The sequence below is a fragment of the Stenotrophomonas sp. STEN225 genome, assembly GCF_056756445.1.
Genome location: NZ_JBRRBV010000020.1, coordinates 1 through 19,065, shown reverse-complemented (window position 1 = coordinate 19,065; position 19,065 = coordinate 1). Strand labels below are relative to the sequence as shown.

Below are 19,065 nucleotides of genomic sequence, written 5' to 3'. Positions count from 1 at the left end.
ATTGCTGCCGGACGCCACCCAGTGGTCGTCCGGATTCTGCTGCCCGAATGTCGCCTTACAGGACCGACATCTCAAACAAGGCCATCCTGGATCTGTTCCAGAACAATTGACCACCGTGACCCTTCCGTCAGTGCAGCGGCATCAAGCCTCCTCCACTCCGACACCAGCGTCCTGATCGCCCTACTGCGATCGAATCGCGGCTTTGCAGAGCGCTTGGGAATCTCACCCCGCTCGAATGCCTCCAGCCGGGCCTGCATCTCCGCCTGGGAGTAGACCATCGGACCGGAATCATCCGCCTTTGCCTGGGCCTGGAATGCCTCATACGCTTCGAGAAACCCAAGGAAGCTCGACAGGCGTCCATTCACGATCTGACGTCCGCCATCGCCCACGGCAAGTACCTCGCCACTCGCCGACAGGCACAGCAGCAGATCCTCGCCCCATGGCTCTCGCGCGATAGCCAGAAGTCCGGTGCCATCGATCTCGACCACGTGGGGCACTTCGAACTGAACAACAGGTACATCGCCCGGCAGCCGTGAAGGAAGCCCCAGCCGAAGCATCAGCTCACTCGTCGACGGTTCCAGTCCGAAATCCCGAAGGACCTGGGCACTCACCTCCAACGAACCCGAGGCATAAACGCGGGAGAATGCAGTTTCAGTCACGCATGAACCTTATGCAGTTTCAGCGGGCACGGATCGACGCCGCGACGAGCGATTTCCCCGAACACCTGGCTTCCGCGGTCCCCGGGGCACCGGCACCTCCTCGCACAACCCGCCGGATGGTGCGCAGCGGCACCGATCCACCTGGCTCAGCAGACCGGCACCGCACATGCAATGTGGCTAGGTCGTCGCCCCGATGGTGCGCTTCTGAAGCGATTCGATCTTTGCCTGTATTTTCTTCAGACCCACCTTTCCGCAACCCACGAGCGTCAACTCACGAAGCGCGGAAAGATCATTGATGACCTCGATGTTGGCAATCTTCTTGCAGTACTGGATATCCAGTTTCCTGAGCTGCTCGAGCCCCACCAGTGCACGGATGTCTGTCAGCGAACTCAGATTCTTCAGCCATACCGACGTCAACGCGGCAAGTGTCTCGATGCCATCGAGGCTTTTCAGCTTCGTGCCACCCAACAGTCCCAGGCGTTCGAGGCCACCAGCCGATGCAGACAGGATGTTGAAGATCTCACCATCCACGGGGACATTCAGAATGTTCAGTTCTTCCAGAGGCAGGGCCAGGGCCTGCCTGAGATTCTTCAATGACCTGTCTGGATAGAGCGAAAGTACTTTCAACGCGGGGAAGCTTGATGTGTCGAAGCGCACCGGCACGTCGACATACAGCGTCCTCCGATTGGGTAGCACAACGCCCGGCCAGGCCAACGTCCCCGTGCCAAGATGGATGCTCAATGCCTCGATGCTCTCAGGCAGAAGCCCCTCCTCGAGTCCATCCATGATCGACGGTGCGATCGATCCCGGCCCGATGCTGAGCGTCTTGAGACCCCGCATTTCCCTGAGGATCTCCGGAAGCGCTTCGAGCTTGTCGCCGGGAGGTGACCAGAGGTGAACCTGCTCGATCCGGGCGAGCCTCTCAGTGTTGAAAGGGGCGTTGAAGAACACCAGCTCAGCACCCGGAGTCGGGAATGCTGCTTCGTGTCTGCCATGCATCAGAACAACTTTCTGCACGCGCTTTCCGATCTGGCCGATGCCCACGTGCTGCAGCCGCGTCTGCGCGCCAGCGGATGCTGCCGGTGCGCACCCGGCAACTAGCGCCCAAAGAATAGTTCGTCGTACTGGCCATTCATCGCCGCAGTGAGAAATTCGTCGAATGTCTCGGCAAGCCTAGTAACACTTTCAAACTCAGGCTCAACGCCGTGCACAACCGCCCCAGAGCTCCGGCCCAGCCCAACGAATTGATAGTCTCCGTCGACCGCCATAAAAATCGGCAAATACTCTGCCCAGAACTTTCGAACATCCTCGCCATCAGCATCCGTCATTGCAGCGTCAATGCTCATCTTCTCAAACTCATCCCAGGAGAACGCGCCATCCGAGACACCCGCAAACTCCTCGATTGAGACGAACCACCGTGACTCATCCTTGTTCGAGAGCGATGTGAAATTCGAAAGAAACTCCAAGTAAAAGGCCGGAACATCTGCATTTATCGAATCATCGATAACAGGTGGCGATCCATCACCACCATCCCTACCAACCAAAATCCAGCCCTTTCCCACAAGAAAATCCAGGAAATTCGAATACAGAATATTCATATCAGCTCCTACACTGCGCCTTTATCACATTTATTATTCTTCTCTGCAATCCAGTTGCAGCACTATGATTCGGATTCTTAATCTTTCTCGTTTCATTCGTAATCGTTAGTACCTGCCCCTCTGGCCCACCCAGCGCCAAGCCGTGAGGATGATGGCCACCGGATTCTCCAGGTTTAGCGCGAATAACGTCCACTTCCGATTTCGGCCGATAGAACACGGGCGTACTATCCGGGTCGATGCCCTGCCACTCAGGCGCGCTCTTGAATTTATCCCTAGCCTCCTGCAATAGATCTGGGTAATCCTTCAACCACTCAGCAAGTGTTTTTGTTACATAGAGCCCCAGCGCATCAAACCAGCGAAACGGATTCCTTGCATATCCATATATGTTTACTCCACCAGCAATAGAAATTGGATCCTCTGAAACATACGAACCCGCGTGCGGATCGTAATAGCGATATCTATTGTAGTGGAGGCCGGTTTCAAGGTCCGCGTACTGCCCTTGGAATCTGATGAAGTTGTGAACCCCGTCATCGAAGCGTTCCTCATGCAACTTGCCCCAACCATCATACGAGCCTGACCAGCCGCACCTCCCGTCGCGACAAAGCAGCCGGATGGGCCGTCCATTAGGATCAACTTGATAGACCCATACCTCCTTGCCCGGTTGGTTTTCCTTGACCTTGGCACCTGAAGATCCCAGCTCGCCCACTAGGCTTGAAACGGGATCGGCAAATGCCGCTTCACTGTGAAGCGGCTCGGGTGGCTTTTCACCGCGCTCGACCACCTCGGCGGCAATGATTAACCCACTTGAGCCCAATGATGCTCCACCGCCCAACAGACCGATACCGCGTTTACTGGCCCCAACTGTGGAACTCACTGGTATTGAAGCACGATTACGATGTAGCAGAGCATCTGCGCCGCTCGCTGCGGGAGTTGGAGCACTGCTAGTTGCGCTTACGCCCCTGCTGGAGCGCTCTACAACCAACGCCAACGGCACAAACGTACCCGGGTAGTACACATACTCCCGCACCCGCTCATGCAGCCTCTCCAGCTGCCGCTGCCGACGCCGTACCTCGACCAGGCTGCCCACATTCCCCACCCACACCGGCGCCGCCTCTTCGGCGTCATTGGCCTGCTGCACTTCGCCCAGCAACGCATCACCATCCCAGAAGAACCACGTCGTCTGCGTCGGGTTGCGCTTGAACACCCGCCGCCCCAGCGGGTCATAGCCGTAGTACGTTGACTGCCCGTTGCGGCGGCTCTCCGCCAACCGATGGTTGGCATCCCAGATCAGCGTCAGGTCATCCGGCGCATCCCCTTGCGGTGCGCCCTTGCGCACCAGATCACCCGCCCGGTCAAACACGTAGTGCACGCCCTGATAGGTGCCTTCGCGCGTCCAGGTGGTCAGGTCGTCGTCGTCGCCGCCTACCACCTTGCGCGCCTGCACCTGCTTCACTTCGGTGCGCAGCCGGTCGCCGGCCGGATCGTTGAAGTAGCGCTCGACCCTTCCCTTCGGGTCGATATGCTGCAGCAGGCGCCCGATCGCGTCGTAGCGGTACTCATCGACGCCCTGTGCGCTGTCGCTACGTTTGGTCAGGTTGCCACTGCGGTCGTAGTCGTAACGCGTCTCGAACAACGGGGCGGCATCTTTCAACACCGACTGTGAGGTCAGCAGGTTGCGGCTGTCGTAGGTGAACTCGCGTTGCAATTGCGGGCTCAGCTGCTCGCGCGTGGTGCGGCCCAGCGCGTCGCGCTCCATCGAGATCGGCGGCTCGTCATTGATGGCCACCGATACGGTCTGGTCGCGCAAGTCGTAGCCGAACGCTAACCGATTGCCGGCAGCGGTCTCGCGCAGTACGCGGTTGCCTACTTCATCATAGGCATAGCCGACGCGGAACCCGTCCTGCAGTTCCTCCAGCAATTGCCCCAGCAGGTCATACCGGCGCTTCACTGTACGCACCGGATTGCGCAGCTCGACAATCTGGCCCTGCACGTCGTAGACAAAGTGTTCCTGTACCTGCTGTCCAGGATGGCGTACATCCGGCAGCGTCTTGCGGGTGATGCGCCCGAGCTTGTCGGTAGTGAAGGCGATGCGCTGGCCCAGCGGATCCACGGTGGCGGTCAGTCGTCCGGCCGCGTCATAGGTATAGCGCCGCGACTGCCCCCAGTAGTCCACTTCCTCGACGATGCGGCCCAGCGCGTCGCGCACCAGCTGATAGGTTTCGCCGCGCTGGTTGATGACCGCGATGAGCTGCTCTTCGGTGTCGTAGCGGTACTCCACGCTGTGCCCATCGGCCTGCAGGCGCTTGCTGATCTGTCCGATGCCCACGTACTGCAGTCGCGTCTGCGCGCCCGCTTCGTCGGTATAGCGCAGCAGCTGATCTTCGGCATCATACTCGCAACGCACACCGTTGCCGTCGGGGCCAGCGGTGGCCAGTAGGCGTCCCTTGGCGTCGTACTCGTAGCGGCTGACCTGCCCCAGCGGGTCGACCTGGCGCAGCAGGTTGCCGAGTGGATCATGCTCAAACCGGCTCTGATGGCCCAGCGCATCGATAACCGCGGCCACCAGTCCATGACGGTCATAGCGCAGTTGCGTGACCGCGTGCCGTGCGTTGGTCTGCGCCTGCAACTGGCCCTGTGCGTCGTAGTCGAAGCGGGTGGTTGCACCCAGTGGATCGGTCTGGCTGACCAGCAGGCCCTGGCCATTGTAGGCCTGCTGCCAGTCGACACCATCCGGCGTACGCAACGACACCATGTGGTCGTCCAGGTCGTACTCCATCTGGATCGACGTGCCATCGGCGCGGGTCAGGCAGACCAGGTTGCCATGCGCATCATAGGCAAACGCCGTTCGCAGTCCTTCCGGATCGGTCACCGCCACGGTCCGCCCGAAATCGTCGTACTCGAACAGCGTCACGCCATCGAGCGGATCGATCTCGCACAGTGGCAGCTGGTTCTCGTCGAACTTGACCACGCTCAGGTGACCCAGCGAGTCGGTCACCCGGGTCTCGCGCAGCAGCGCGTCGTACTCGAAGTGATAATCGTAGAGACCACCATCGCCCCACGAATGCACCACCCTGCCCTGCGCATCGAACGCATAGTGGAACGACAGGCCCACGCGGTCGGTATGCCGCACCATGCGGTGACGTTCATAGGCAAACGTGCGTGGCGCCCCCAGTGCGTCGACTGCCGCCAGCAGGTCACCTTCGGCACTGTACCGGTAGCTCACCAGCGGATGGGCCAGGCCGGTGGCGGGGTCGTGCAGGGCCATGCGCTCAATGTGGCCGTGGCGCGCCTCCACTTCGATGAAGCGGCCCTGCAGGTCACCGATACCGCTCTCGACGATGCGCACCAGATGGCCGTCGCGACGCTCGAAGCGCCAGTGGTTGCCATGCGCATCCTCGATGCGCTCGATCGGCCAGGACTGCGGGCCCGGCAACGCGCTGACACCTGCAGGCAGCTCGCCACCGAACACGTACTGCAGGCCGTTCTTGAAGCGCACCCGCCACTGCCCGCGCCGCCTCAGCAGGCGCGCGCCATCGACGAAATCGAGAATCGCCCCAGCCTCTCCCTCAGCGGGCGGCAGCTCGGGGAAGAACGCGACCTGGTCGGGGCCGGACAGCCAGACGCTGCCATCGGCCAGCAGCTCCAGGCGGATGTCTGCCGGCGTCTGCCAGCCCGCGCCGCACAGACCCGGCGCGTCCGCGTGGCGCGAGCCGTAGCTGCGTTGCCAAGTGAGCGGCAAGCGGCCCGGTACATCGAAATCCTGGTGGTTGACCACCACGCTGCCATCACGGATATCCACCGGCTCGGCGCGAAGCACCTTGCACTTCAGGAAACCCGAGGGCAGGTTTCCCCACTTGCCCCGCCGCCAATTGGCAAAGGCATCCATCTTCTTGCGGAAGAACGCACTCTTGCGCAGCTTGCCCAGGCCTGCGAACGCCGCGCGGAACGCGAGCGCCGTCCATGACACCGTCGGTGGTCCTCCCACCTTGACGCTGGTGGGAATGGCCACGTTCAGGCCGGTCGGCAGTGACATCGCCCGAAGTGGCTTCTTCGGCTTCTTCACCCGGAACGGGTTGATCATGCCGGCCAGATTGCAGTCCAGCACCGGCATCGCCAGCCGCGAGAACGGCTCGCCATCGGCCGACACGGTACGACTGCCCATGAAGATCTCTTCGCCGTCGAACTGAGGGCCCATCGGTGCCGCCAACGGCGGCCCCCACACACCGAGCGGGATGTGGATATCCAGGCCGCCGGTACCGGCGGTGCCGCGATGCACGCCGTTGACCTTGATGGTCGAACCGATGAACGGGATGTAGTCGAACGGATCCAGCACCAGGCCGATGTGCGGCGTCGGCAGCGGGCACGGCGGCACCGCATACATGTGGATGTCGATACCCAACTGCGGATCGAAATGCTTGGCGGCGATGCTCACGGCAACACTCCCTGTTGCTTTACAAGGCGCGGAACAACGCGCGCAGGAACGCCTTTACTTCGTCACGGTACTCGGCGCTGATCCAGGTCACGACGATGATGCCAAGCACGATGGCCACCAGCATCACCACGGTCTTGTTCGACTTCATGCAACAGCCACTCCTGTAACGGCGGGCCCGGCAGGCGCGGCCACGGGCGGCTGCAGCAGGCCACTGGGATCGGGCAGCGGCTGCATCGCCGGGGGCTCGCTCCACACCGGAATCTCGTGGTCGAGCGGGTGTTCGATCGCCGGCAGGCCGTTCCAGCCCGGGTCGAGGAAATCACGGCCAACGGCCACGATCTTGCGGAAGAATTCGTCACCGCCCTGGATCAGCCGCTCGCGTTCCTGCTGCGCACGATGAAAGCCGCGCTCCAGCGCGGCATCGAGCTCGGCGTCGATGGCATCCAGCGCCGGACGCGGAGGACGCGGGCCGAGTGCGCGCCCCTGCGCGTCCGCCTTCTCCAGCAGGCCGGTGCTGGCCTGCAGGTAGTCAGTGGCGACCTGCCGCAGTTGTTCGCAGCGTCGTGCGTCCTGAAGCTGCAGCAGATCCCACAGTGCCTGGGGCAGCGTCGTCGCCTTGCGGTCGGCCGGCGCCAGCGGCTTGGCGATGCGGATCGCCTCCAGCAGCTGCGTGCGCGCAGCCTCTCGCTGGCCCGCCTGCACATGACACCAGCCCGCCATGCGCTGGCCCTCCAGTGCGAACATGGGGTGCGGAATGCTGGCTGCGGACGCGGATGCCTGCAGGTAGGTGTGTGCCGCACGCTCGGGTTGCTTGGCCGCCAACCAGCAGCCCGCTTCACCGAACCAGCTCTGCATCACCAGTTCCGGCGCGGCAGGATTGCCGCCGGCACGTGCACCTTCGGCGGCGCTGCGTGCCTGCCGGTAGCTGTTGATCGCCTGGCTGTGATCGCCATGTTTCAGCCAGGCACCAGCCACCATCATCTGCACCACCGACTGCTGGTCCTGCCAGCCATGCTGCTGCGCCAGGCCCTGCGCGCGTCCGGCGCGGGCCACCACCTGCGACGGACTGCCTCGCTCCAGCAGCAGCATCAGGTCCGCCAGCAGCTGCCGGTACAGCACTTCCGGACCGCGACCACCGGATTGCGCGGCGGTATCCCGGGCAATCGCAAACATGTCGACCGGTGCGGTGACCACCCGTGCGGTCCTGGCATGACGCTCCAGCAGCGGCTGCCAGCGCGGGTCCTCTTCGGTATCCACCAGCACCAGTCGCAGGCGCTCTCCCGGCGCAGCGGCCAGCGCCGCATCCAGCCAGCGCTCGAAGCCTTCACCGGGCACGCAACGCTCCGGTTCCAGCACGGCAGCCAGCAGGCGCAGATGCTCGCCGTGATGGTCGATGAAACTCTCCAGCACATCGACCACACCCTGCGCGCTGTCCGGATGCGCCTCGCTCGGGCCACGCCAGCCCAATGGCACCTGCTGCGCGCGCAGATCGTCCTGGCTGGCCAGATAACGGTCGAGCAGATCCTGCTTGACCTGCCGGCTGTAACGGAAGCCCAGCTCATAGGCGGTATCGATGCGCAGGAAGCAGTCCGGCGTATCACGCCCTGCGTCGTTGCGCTGCATCTCGAAGAACGCGGCCAGCAGGCGGCTGGCGGCAGCCGGCAGACGCCATACCAACAGGCGCCTGCTGCTGTCGGCGCTGGCCTCCAGCCAGGCATCGCGCAATGCGTTCAGGCCGCGCAGCATGGGGGTGTCCTGCATGGTGTATCTCCCGTGCTGTTCAGCAGTTGAGCTTGATCTCGCTGCCGTTGACTGACACACCGCCTGCGTCGATGACCACTTCCGAGCCACCGGCGGTGATCTTGATGGCGCTGTCGGTGATCTCGATGACCGAGCCACCCACCTTGGTGGACAGATTGACCGCCGACTCCAGGCTCATCGCGCCATCCGAGCCCTGGCTGTGCGTACCGGTCACGTCCTGGCTGAAATTGCCGGTGACGTCGATCACCCGCTCGCCGACATTGCTGTCGTCGACCTTGCCCTGCACGCTGCGCTTGTCATGACCGGTAATGGTCACCTCCCGCGCGGCATTCAGCGTCTCCGTCACCAGTCCGCCAACCGTGCGACTGGAGGTCGAGGTGACGGTCTCGGTCCACGTGCCGGTGCGCTGGCTGGTGAAGTTGCCGGTCAGGGTGGTCTTGAAGTCGCCGGTGATGGTTTCGGTATAGCCGGCCGCAGAGATCGTCTTGGTTTCCCCTGCTTCGTACTTCTCGGTCACCGCGCCGGTCACATTGGTGGTGCGGGTGCCGGTAACGCCGAGCGTGTCGGTGCCGGTGACCGTGATGCCACGGTTGCCGCCGACGCTGATGTCCTGGTTGGCGCCGACGTCCATTCGATGGTTGACCGACACCGATGTGGACTTGTTGTTCTTGACGCTGGCGTTCTGGTCGTTGAGCACGGTGGTGACCATGTCACGCTGCGCCCGCATGTTCAGCAGCTCGCCACCGGCGCCATCATGCATGGTGATCTCATTCCAGCCCGCGCCCTTGACCGTCTTCGACTTGAGGCCGCTCACCTCCATGCCGAACGGCGGCATGTTGTCCTCGTTGTAGACACGACCGGTGATGATGGGCCGGTCCGGGTCGCCATCGAGGAAATCGACGATCACCTCCTGGCCCACGCGCGGCGGCGACACGCCACCCATGTCGGCGCCTGCCCACGGACTCGCACTGCGGATCCAGCACGAGGCATTCTCGCGGCGATCGAGCTGGCGGTCCCAATGGAACTGCACTTTCACCCGGCCATAGCGGTCGGCATGCAGTTCCTCCCCCGGCGGACCGACCACGGTGGCGGTCTGCGGACCCGGCATGCGTGGCCATGGCGTCCGCCGCAGCGGCCTGTAGGGGATACGACGGCGCAGCACCTCGGCCTGCACTTCGACACTCGGGGCTTCAGCGCTGCCGAAATCGGCAGCGAAATTATTGTGGCCTTCCCGCTGCACACTCACCACGAAGAAGCTGCGGTCGGTATCGTCACGTCCGATGAAATCCGGGTGCCGCTCCAGTTCGAAGCAGGCGCCGGCATCGAGTTCACCGGCATTGCCCGCGCACTCGAACAGCTTGGTCGGCCACGCCACTTCCTCGTTGCGCACCGCCGCCAGCGCCTGGCCAATGCGGCTGTTGGTGAAACGCGCCGCACCGTCGTAGCGGTACTGCTCGAGCGGCGGCAGCAGGCCCAGCGGCACCTGATTGCCCTGGTTGCCATCCAGCGTCTGGCCCGGCTGCTTGAAGTCGAAACTGCGCAGGGTCTGCACGCTGGGCCCGACGCGTCGGCGTGCACCCCAGCGGTGCAGGCCGGTGCTGGCCAGCGTGCCCTGGTCGGACACGAACGCGATGGGCTGCGGTTCGCCGTGCGCGGTGCTCAGCGTTGAATCGTCGCTGATCACCATCGTATGGCCCTCTTCGTCATGGACGAAGCTGTAGTACAGGCCGGCATCTTCCAGCAGGCGACTGACGAAGGCGAAATCGGACTCGTTGTACTGCACGCAGTACGGCAGTGGCGGCAGCTTGCCGGCATTGAGGTCGTAGCGGAACTTCGCCAGCTGTGCGTAGCCCTGGAACACCTCCTCGATGATCTGCAGCACGTTGCGGTCCTGGAAGATCCGGCAGTTGCAGGTGTAATCGAGGAAGGCGAACCAGGGCGCGAGCTCGGCCCGGTAGGCACTGAACTGGGCCTGCTGGCCCGTACTGGCGAACTCGCGCACGTAGCCGTGCACGCTGCGGTTGCCGAATTCATCGCCCAGCTGCAGGCGCAGCGGCTGCCCGACCAGTTGTTTCAGTTCCAGCCGCGGCTGGATCGACAGCAGTTCGATGCGGTAGGCGAACGGGCTGGACACCGCCTCGCTGCCCTCGAAACGCTTGACCAGGAAAGTATCCGGATCCAGAGCGGTTTCGACGCGGATCAGGCGTCGGTCCTGGTGCAGGCGCTGCAGTGCGGCGCCGGGAAGCAGTGATTCGGCGTACATCGGGCGTTCCGTCGTCCCATGTTGGTCGTGGCCCGACTTTGCCACCGGGAGGTGACATGCGCCAGCTTTTTGACGCTTTTGCCTCTGGATAGAGAGATGAATTCATTAAGGAAATTCAAGGAACTGCGAATTTCCTCACATTTCCTTCCCCGCGACGCTGTCGCCAACGCTGGCCCCGGCGGGAGTGCGCGAACGCTGCCTCACGCCGGCAGGCAATGCTCGACGATCAGCTGGATGGCGCTACCACCGCGATAGTCGTCGCAGGCCAGCCGGTAGGCCAGATGCACATGGCGGCTCGGCGCATTGCCGTGCCAGCCGCCAAAATGGATCGCGTTGATCGTGCCAGGCACGCCCGGCAGGCGCAGTTCCAGCTTGAGGTGGCGTTCCTTCAGCACGCGCCAGTTGGCCACCTCGAAATGGCCATCGAACAGCGGCTCCGGGAAGCCCTGCCCCCAAGGACCGGCCAGGCGCAGCGCATCGGCATGGCGATGGTCGAGCTCGTCCGCCGCCAGTTCACCGTCGCTGAGCACCTGCTGTTGAAGTGCCGCTGGGTCGAGCATCTCCAGCACGACGGCAACGAAGGCCGCCTTGAAGGCGTCGACATGATCGAGCCGCAGGCTGAGGCCGGCCGCCATGGCGTGACCGCCGAAGCGTTCGATCAGGCCGGGATGCCGTGAATCGACCAATGCCAGCGCGTCACGGATATGCAGGCCCGGAATCGAACGCGCGGAGCCACGCAGGGTGTCGGCACCGGGCTCGGCCGGCGCGAAGGCGATCACCGGCCGGTGCAGGCGGTCCTTCATCTTCGAGGCCACCAGCCCGACCACGCCCGGATGCCAGTCCGCATCGAACAGGCAGGCGGCCACCGGACGCTGGCCGGAGGTATCCAGCACGACCCGCGCCAGCGCCTGCTCCGCGTCGTCGGTCATCGACTGCTGCACGGCGCGGCGTTCCGCATTGATCTGCTCCAGCGTCTGCGCGATCTCCCGCGCCTGCCGCGGGTCCTCGGTCAGCAGCAGCGCGATGCCCAGCGCCATGTCTTCCAGCCGACCGGCGGCATTCAGGCGTGGGCCCAGGGCGAAGCCGATGTCGGTCGCGGTCAGCCGCGCCGCGTCGCGCCCACTGGCTTCGATCAGCGCCTTCAGGCCGACACAGCCCTGCCCCGAACGCAATCTGCGCAGGCCCGCACTGACCAGTGCGCGGTTGTTCGGATCCAGCGCCACCAGGTCGGCCACGGTGCCGACCGCCACCAGGTCCAGCAGCGTGGTCAGGTCCGGGCCCTTGCCATCGGCGAACACGCCGGCCTCGCGCATCCGCCGGCGCAGCGCCATCAGCACGTAGAAGATCACGCCGACACCGGCCAGCGACTTGCTGGGAAATGCGTCGCCATCCAGGTTCGGATCGACGATCACGTCGGCCGCAGGCAGCTGCGGGCCCGGCAGATGATGGTCGGTGACCAGCACCTGCCAGCCACGCGCCTTGGCGGCCGCGACGCCGGCATGGCATGCAATGCCATGGTCGACGGTGACCAGCAGGTCCGGCTTCAGCGCGGCCAGTTCCTCCACCAGCGAGGGCGACAGTCCATAGCCGTGCACCATCCGGTTGGGCACCGCATGGAAGACATGCTGTGCGCCGAGCATGCGCAGGCCGCGCACGCCGACCGCACAGGCGGTAGCGCCATCACAGTCGAAATCGCCGACCACCAGGATGCGCTTGTCATTGGCGATGGCCTCGACCAGCAGGTCGACCGCAGCGTCGATGCCGGTCAGCAGTTCGGGGGCATGCAGATTGCCCAGCTTCGGCAGCGCCAGTTCCGGCGTCCCCGCGCCACGGCTGGCATAGAGACGTGCAAGCAGTGGCAGCGTTCCTTCCGGCCATGCAGCCGGCGTCGCAGCCTCACGGCGTCGGATTGTCGGCGTATCGGAAGACGGCAGCGCTGGATCGGCGGCAAGGGACATCGGCATCGCCGGTTACGAAAGACAGAGGGATGATACCGCGCGTGGGAGAGGCTGGCGGGATTGCGCCCGGCACCTGCGGTAGTGCCGGCCGCTGGCGGCAACCCCGGCAAACATCGGGGTCAGAGCCGTTCTCCGATGGAAAACGGATCCGACCCCCGCTCGACCGAGTCCCCGGTCAGTCGTGCAGCTGGCGCGGCTTCTTCCAGAACTGCCAGCGCTGTCCGCGATCCAGCTGGAACTGCAGGCCGTCCTCGAAATCGAGCACCAGCCGCTGCAGTTCGCCACGCTTCAACGCGGCCAGCAGCGGGCGGATCGCCTCGTTGCCCAACTGCTGCAGCGAACGCAGCTGGCGCAGGTCAACCAGCGCATCGACAGCCTGCTCACCATCCACCGCCACGCCAGCGGCCTGCGCCAGGCTCTGCAGCAGCGCATCGCGGCTGCGCACCTGCGCATGCACCGTGCTGACCGACACCGGCATCACGCCACCGCCCCAGAACCACAGCGAATTGATCGGCTGCTGGCCCTGCGCGGCACGCTGCTGGTTCCAGGAGTGGTTGTGCAGCAGCACCTGCGCCTCGGTCATCAGCGCCCGCCAGCGGCGGCCGCCCTCGCCTTCCGGCAGGTGCGAGAACAGGTCATCGCCGAGCACCTCGTCGGGACCGTCGAACGCCGGCAGTGCGGTATCGATCGGCAGCCGCAGATACCAGCGCGACGGATCAGGCGCGTCGAGCACGAAGCCGGCCTCGGCGAACAACGGCTGCAGCACCGGCAGCAGGGCGAGGCTGTCTGCCAGGGTTGGTCGCAGGGTTTCGCCGTAGGCCATCATCCGCGCGCCATGCATGTCCGGCACCATGCAGGCCGGATCGGCGCGCAGCCAGCTGGCACCGGCCGCATCGCCCACGTCACGCTGGCGGGTCAGCGCGGCCACCGGCCAGTGCGGCGCGGCGACCTTGAAATGGCGCATCAGCTGCGCCCGTTCACCCGGCTCGACCTGCACCGTAGTGGCACGGCCGAGCGCACGTGCCACATCGTCCGGCAGCGCAGCCGCGGCAAAGCGGCTGCGTGCGGGCAACAGCAGGGTCGCCGTCGCCACGTGCTCAGTCCACGTAGCTGACGCTGACGATCTCGTACTCGCGCTGCCCAGCCGGGGCGTCGATCACGATCGAATCGCCTTCCAGCTTGCCGATCATCGCGCGCGCCACCGGCGAGGAAATCGCGATCAACCCCAGCTTGATATCCGCTTCGAGGTCACCCACGATCTGGTACTTCTTCTCTTCGTCGGTTTCCACGTCGGCCAGGGTCACGCTGGCGCCGAACACCACCTTGGAGCCGGCATTGAGCTTGCTCACGTCGATGATCTCGGCGTGCGACAGCTCGCCTTCCAGCTGCTTGATGCGGCCTTCGATGAAGCCCTGTTCCTCGCGCGCGGCGTGGTACTCGGCATTCTCCTTCAGGTCGCCATGCTCACGCGCTTCGGCGATCGCGGCGATCACCTTCGGCCGCTTGACCGACTTCAGGTGATCCAGTTCGTCGCGCAGCTTCTGCGCGCCCTTCATCGTGATGGGGGCTCTCATGCATTCAACTCCTTGTGCAGCTCCTGCAGCGACCAGACGGGGCCGGTGCCGCGGAATTCCAGTGAATCCACCAGCGCCTTGGCGCCGGCAATGGTGGTCGAGTAGGTGACGCGGTGCTGCAGCGCCTCGCGACGGATCGAGAACGAGTCGTTGATCGCCGAGCGACCTTCGGTCGTGTTGACGATGTAGACGATCTCGCCGTTCTTGATCGAATCGACGATGTGCGGACGACCCTCGACCACCTTGTTGATGATCTCGCACTGCATGCCATGCTGCTGCAGCCAGGCGGCGGTGCCACGGGTGGCCACCAGGCTGTAGCCGCGCGCCAGCAGCGCCTTGGCGACCGGCAACACGCGCTTCTTGTCCGGGTCGCGCACCGACACGAAGGCCTTGCCGATCGGCGGGGCCTTGATGCCGCCGGCTTCCTGCGCGCGTGCGAAGGCGGCGTTGAAGCTGCGACCGACGCCCATCACCTCGCCGGTGGACCGCATTTCCGGCCCGAGGATCGGGTCGACGCCCTGGAACTTGGCGAACGGGAAGATCGCTTCCTTCACCGAGTAGTAGTCCGGCACGATCTCTTCGGTCGCGCCCTGCTCGGCCAGGGTCTTGCCGGCCATGCAGCGTGCGGCGATCTTGGCCAGCGGCATGCCGGTGGCCTTGGACACGAACGGCACCGTGCGCGAGGCACGCGGGTTCACTTCAAGCAGGTAGACGGTGTCGTCGCCCTCGTCGCTGGTCTGGATCGCGAACTGGGTGTTCATCAGGCCAACCACGTTCAGCGCCTTGGCCAGCTCCACCACCTGGCGACGCAGCTCGGCCTGGGTCTCGGCCGACAGCGAGTACGGTGGCAGCGAGCACGAGGAGTCGCCCGAGTGCACGCCGGCTTCTTCGATGTGCTCCATCACGCCACCGATCAGCACGTTGCCATCCTTGTCGGCGATGATGTCGACATCGCACTCGACAGCGTTGTCGAGGAAGCGGTCCAGCAGCACCGGCGAATCGTTGGACACCTTCACCGCATCACGCACGTAGCGGGCCAGATCGGCTTCGCCGTACACGATCTCCATCGCACGGCCACCGAGCACGTAGCTCGGACGCACCACCAGCGGGTAGCCGATCTCGCGGGCCAGCAGCAGGGCTTCCTGGTCGTTGCGGGCGATACGGTTCGGCGGCTGCTTCAGGCCCAGCTTGTCCACCAGCTGCTGGAAACGCTCGCGGTCCTCGGCCAGGTCGATGGAGTCCGGGCTGGTGCCGATCACCGGCACGCCATTGGCTTCCAGCGCGCGCGCCAGCTTCAGCGGCGTCTGCCCGCCGTACTGCACGATCACGCCCTTCGGCTGTTCCAGCTCGACGATCTCCAGCACGTCTTCCAGCGTCAGCGGCTCGAAGTACAGGCGGTCGGAGGTGTCGTAGTCGGTCGAAACGGTTTCCGGGTTGCAGTTGACCATGATGGTTTCATAGCCATCCTCGCGCAGCGCCAGCGCCGCATGCACGCAGCAGTAGTCGAACTCGATGCCCTGGCCGATGCGGTTCGGACCGCCGCCCAGGATCATGATCTTGTCGCGGTTGCTCGGCGCGGCCTCGCACTCGTCCTCGTAGGTCGAGTACAGGTAGGCGGTGCCGGTGGCGAACTCGGCAGCACAGGAGTCCACGCGCTTGTAGACCGGGCGCACCTTGTGGGCACGACGCAGTGCGCGGATGGCCGCTTCGTTGGTGCCGGTCAGCTGGGCCAGGCGGGCGTCGGAGAAACCGGCACGCTTGAGCTTGCGCAGACGCGCAGCGTCGAGCGCGTCGATGCCGTCGGCAGCGACTTCACCTTCGGCAGCGATGATTTCCTCGATCTGGTCCAGGAACCAGTGGTCGATGAACGACAGCGCATGGATCTCTTCCACGCTCATGCCGGCGCGGAACGCGTCGGCCACGTAGAACAGGCGCTCCGGACCCGGTGCCTTCAGCTCGCGGCGCAGGGTCTGCAGGTCTTCCTCGTTGGCCAGGTCCAGGCCGGTCGGGTCGAAGCCGACCTTGCCGGTTTCCAGGCCGCGCAGCGCCTTCTGTACCGATTCCTGGAAGGTGCGGCCCATCGCCATGACTTCGCCCACCGACTTCATCTGGGTGGTCAGGCGTGCATCGGCGGCCGGGAACTTCTCGAAGGCGAAGCGCGGGATCTTGGTGACCACGTAGTCGATGGACGGCTCGAACGACGCCGGGGTCAGGCCACCGGTGATCTCGTTCTTCAGTTCGTCCAGGGTGTAGCCCACGGCCAGCTTGGCGGCCACCTTCGCGATCGGGAAGCCGGTGGCCTTGGAGGCCAGCGCCGAGGAGCGCGACACGCGCGGATTCATCTCGATGACGACCACACGGCCGGTCTTCGGGTTGATGCCGAACTGCACGTTGGAGCCGCCGGTATCGACGCCGATCTTGCGCAGCACGGCGATGGAGGCATCGCGCAGGCGCTGGTATTCCTTGTCGGTCAGGGTCTGCGCCGGGGCCACGGTGATCGAGTCACCGGTGTGCACGCCCATCGGATCGAGATTCTCGATCGAGCACACGATGATGCAGTTGTCGGCGGTGTCACGCACCACCTCCATCTCGAATTCCTTCCAGCCCAGCACCGACTCTTCCACCAGCACTTCGGTGGTCGGCGACAGTTCCAGGCCGCGGCTGACGATTTCCACCAGCTCTTCGCGGTTGTAGGCGATACCACCGCCACTGCCGCCCAGGGTGAAGCTCGGACGGATGATGGTCGGGTAGCCGACGCGGGTCTGGATCTCCAGCGCTTCGTCCAGCGTGTGAGCGACGGCGGCGGTCGGGCACTCCAGGCCGATCTCGCCCATCGCCACGCGGAACAGCTCGCGGTCTTCGGCCATGCGGATCGCTTCGCGCTTGGCACCGATCAGCTCGACGTTGTACTTCTCCAGCACGCCGTTGTCGGCCAGATCCAGCGCGCAGTTCAGCGCGGTCTGTCCCCCCATGGTCGGCAGCAGCGCGTCGGGCTTCTCCTTGGCGATGATCTTCTCGACCGTCTGCCAGTTGATCGGCTCGATGTAGACGGCGTCGGCCATCTCCGGGTCGGTCATGATCGTGGCCGGGTTGCTGTTGACCAGCACCACGCGGTAACCCTCGTCGCGCAGGGCCTTGCAGGCCTGGGCGCCGGAGTAGTCGAACTCGCAGGCCTGGCCGATGACGATCGGGCCGGCACCGATGATGAGGATGGTCTTTAGGTCAGTGCGCTTGGGCATTTTCTTCTCTAAGTCAGTACAGCGTGACAAGGGGGAGTGATCGCACGCTGTCGATCAGGAATCTCGATCCGCAGCGCCGCGCCGGGAGGCAGCAGCAATGCGGGGGCTTACGGTCCATCGCGGTGCCACCGGTGGCCGGTGGCCTGCGGATCACGCCTTGGCCTGTTCCATCAGGGTCACGAAACGGTCGAACAGCGGACCGACGTCGTGCGGGCCCGGCGACGCTTCCGGATGGCCCTGGAAGGAGAACGCCGGCACATCGGTGCGTGCGATGCCCTGGTTGGTGCCATCGAACAGCGACCGGTGGGTCACGCGCAACGTCGCCGGCAGGGTGGCTTCATCGACCGCGAAACCATGGTTCTGCGAGGTGATCATCACCCGGCCACTGTCCAGGTCCTGCACCGGATGGTTCGCACCATGGTGGCCATGGCCCATCTTGACGGTCTGCGCGCCCGAGGCCAGGCCCAGCAGCTGGTGGCCCAGGCAGATGCCGAAGGTCGGAATCTTCACATCGATGAAGGTCTTGATCGCGGCGATCGCGTAATCGCACGGCTCCGGGTCACCCGGGCCATTGGACAGGAAGACACCGTCGGGCTTCAGCGCCAGCACTTCAGCCGCCGGGGTCTGCGCCGGCACCACGGTCACTTCGCAGCCGCGTTCGGCCAGCATGCGCAGGATGTTGGTCTTCACGCCGAAATCGTAGGCCACGACCTTGAAGCGGGCCGGCACGCTGACGAAGGCGTTGGCATCCAGGTCCAGCTGGCCCTCGGTCCAGACATAGGTCTTCTCGGTAGTGACGACCTTGGCCAGATCCATGCCCTTCAGGCCCGGGAACTTGCGGGCGGCTTCCAGCGCCTTCTCAACATCGATGTCACCTGCCATCAGCGCACCGTTCTGGGCGCCGTTCTCGCGCAGGATGCGGGTGAGCTTGCGGGTATCGATGCCAGCGATGGCCACCACGCCACGCTGGATCAGCCAGTCCTGCAGCGACACCTGGCTGCGCCAGTTGCTGGGGCGGCGCGGCACATCGCGCACGATCAGGCCGGCCGACCACACTTTGGAGGCTTCGTCGTCCTGGTCGGTCATGCCGGTGTTGCCAATATGCGGATAGGTCAGCGTGACCATCTGCCGGGCGTAGGACGGATCGGTCAGCACTTCCTGGTAACCGGTCATGGCGGTGTTGAACACCACTTCACCGACGGACAGGCCGGGCGCGCCTACGGATTCGCCCTCGAATACGGTGCCGTCTTCGAGGACGAGGATTGCGGCTTGGGTCACGGAAATCTCACTTTGGCTACCGAGGGGGTGCCGAAGTCACGCCTGTGCTTCACGGAAATCCGGTTGCAAAAAAGCGCGGACGTGCGGTTCAGGACCGGTCCGGCTTTGGTGATTCGGCGAGTGCGAATTGTAGCGCTGCCGGAGCGCTCGCGCCAGCGGTTGAGTCGCCTCATGAACAGGCGATTGCGTATTCATTTCAATCCGGCAGCGTATGCGGTCCATCTACGGTAGCGGGGGGGGGGGGGGGGGGGGGAGGAGAAGAACCCCCACAGCAGCCGGCCCAGGGCGGGCGGGACCGGCGCG

General features: G+C 64.6%; 12 protein-coding genes. All 12 read right to left on the bottom strand.

Annotated features, from left to right (window positions below):
- Window positions 1-71: 71 nt before the first annotated feature.
- The 12 genes from ACVOJ1_RS16720 to carA all read right to left on the bottom strand — a co-directional run bounded on the left by ACVOJ1_RS16720 (window position 72) and on the right by carA (window position 18,762).
- Complete coding sequence (locus ACVOJ1_RS16720) at window positions 72-659, bottom strand: SUKH-4 family immunity protein (protein ID WP_065175611.1); 588 nt, start codon at window positions 657-659, stop codon at window positions 72-74.
- 177 nt (window positions 660-836) lie between these two features.
- Window positions 837-1,703, bottom strand: coding sequence for a hypothetical protein (locus ACVOJ1_RS16715; protein ID WP_346480674.1), 867 nt, complete (start codon window positions 1,701-1,703; stop codon window positions 837-839).
- Window positions 1,704-1,756: 53 nt separating this feature from the next.
- Complete coding sequence (locus tag ACVOJ1_RS16710; RefSeq protein WP_053519334.1) at window positions 1,757-2,257, bottom strand: SMI1/KNR4 family protein; 501 nt, start codon at window positions 2,255-2,257, stop codon at window positions 1,757-1,759.
- Window position 2,258: 1 nt separating this feature from the next.
- Window positions 2,259-6,689 (bottom strand): RHS repeat-associated core domain-containing protein, encoded by a 4,431-nt coding sequence (locus tag ACVOJ1_RS16705; protein ID WP_346480673.1) that lies wholly within the window; start codon window positions 6,687-6,689, stop codon window positions 2,259-2,261.
- Window positions 6,690-6,708: 19 nt separating this feature from the next.
- On the bottom strand, window positions 6,709-6,837 hold the full coding sequence (locus ACVOJ1_RS16700) for a hypothetical protein (protein WP_006441023.1): 129 nt from the start codon (window positions 6,835-6,837) through the stop codon (window positions 6,709-6,711).
- Window positions 6,834-8,450, bottom strand: a complete 1,617-nt coding sequence (locus ACVOJ1_RS16695; protein ID WP_346480672.1) for a hypothetical protein — start codon at window positions 8,448-8,450, stop codon at window positions 6,834-6,836. Before ACVOJ1_RS16695 ends, ACVOJ1_RS16700 begins: the two co-directional genes overlap by 4 nt.
- A gap of 19 nt (window positions 8,451-8,469) precedes the next feature.
- A complete protein-coding gene (locus ACVOJ1_RS16690) occupies window positions 8,470-10,713 on the bottom strand; it encodes a type VI secretion system Vgr family protein (RefSeq protein WP_346480671.1) in 2,244 nt (747 codons plus the stop codon).
- A 200-nt stretch (window positions 10,714-10,913) separates the two neighbouring features.
- Window positions 10,914-12,671 carry a single-stranded-DNA-specific exonuclease RecJ gene (recJ, locus tag ACVOJ1_RS16685; RefSeq protein ID WP_322522781.1) on the bottom strand — a complete coding sequence of 586 codons (1,758 nt, stop codon included), beginning with the start codon at window positions 12,669-12,671 and terminating at the stop codon, window positions 10,914-10,916.
- A gap of 175 nt (window positions 12,672-12,846) precedes the next feature.
- Window positions 12,847-13,764 (bottom strand): phosphoglycerate mutase, encoded by a 918-nt coding sequence (locus tag ACVOJ1_RS16680; protein ID WP_263178096.1) that lies wholly within the window; start codon window positions 13,762-13,764, stop codon window positions 12,847-12,849.
- A 4-nt stretch (window positions 13,765-13,768) separates the two neighbouring features.
- On the bottom strand, window positions 13,769-14,233 hold the full coding sequence (greA, locus tag ACVOJ1_RS16675) for a transcription elongation factor GreA (RefSeq protein ID WP_026347191.1): 465 nt from the start codon (window positions 14,231-14,233) through the stop codon (window positions 13,769-13,771).
- 8 nt (window positions 14,234-14,241) lie between these two features.
- Window positions 14,242-17,484: a carbamoyl-phosphate synthase large subunit gene (carB, locus tag ACVOJ1_RS16670; RefSeq protein ID WP_065182678.1), complete on the bottom strand. Its 3,243-nt coding sequence runs from the start codon at window positions 17,482-17,484 to the stop codon at window positions 14,242-14,244.
- Window positions 17,485-17,634: 150 nt separating this feature from the next.
- Complete coding sequence (gene carA, locus ACVOJ1_RS16665) at window positions 17,635-18,762, bottom strand: glutamine-hydrolyzing carbamoyl-phosphate synthase small subunit (protein WP_053519346.1); 1,128 nt, start codon at window positions 18,760-18,762, stop codon at window positions 17,635-17,637.
- Window positions 18,763-19,065: the final 303 nt, after the last annotated feature.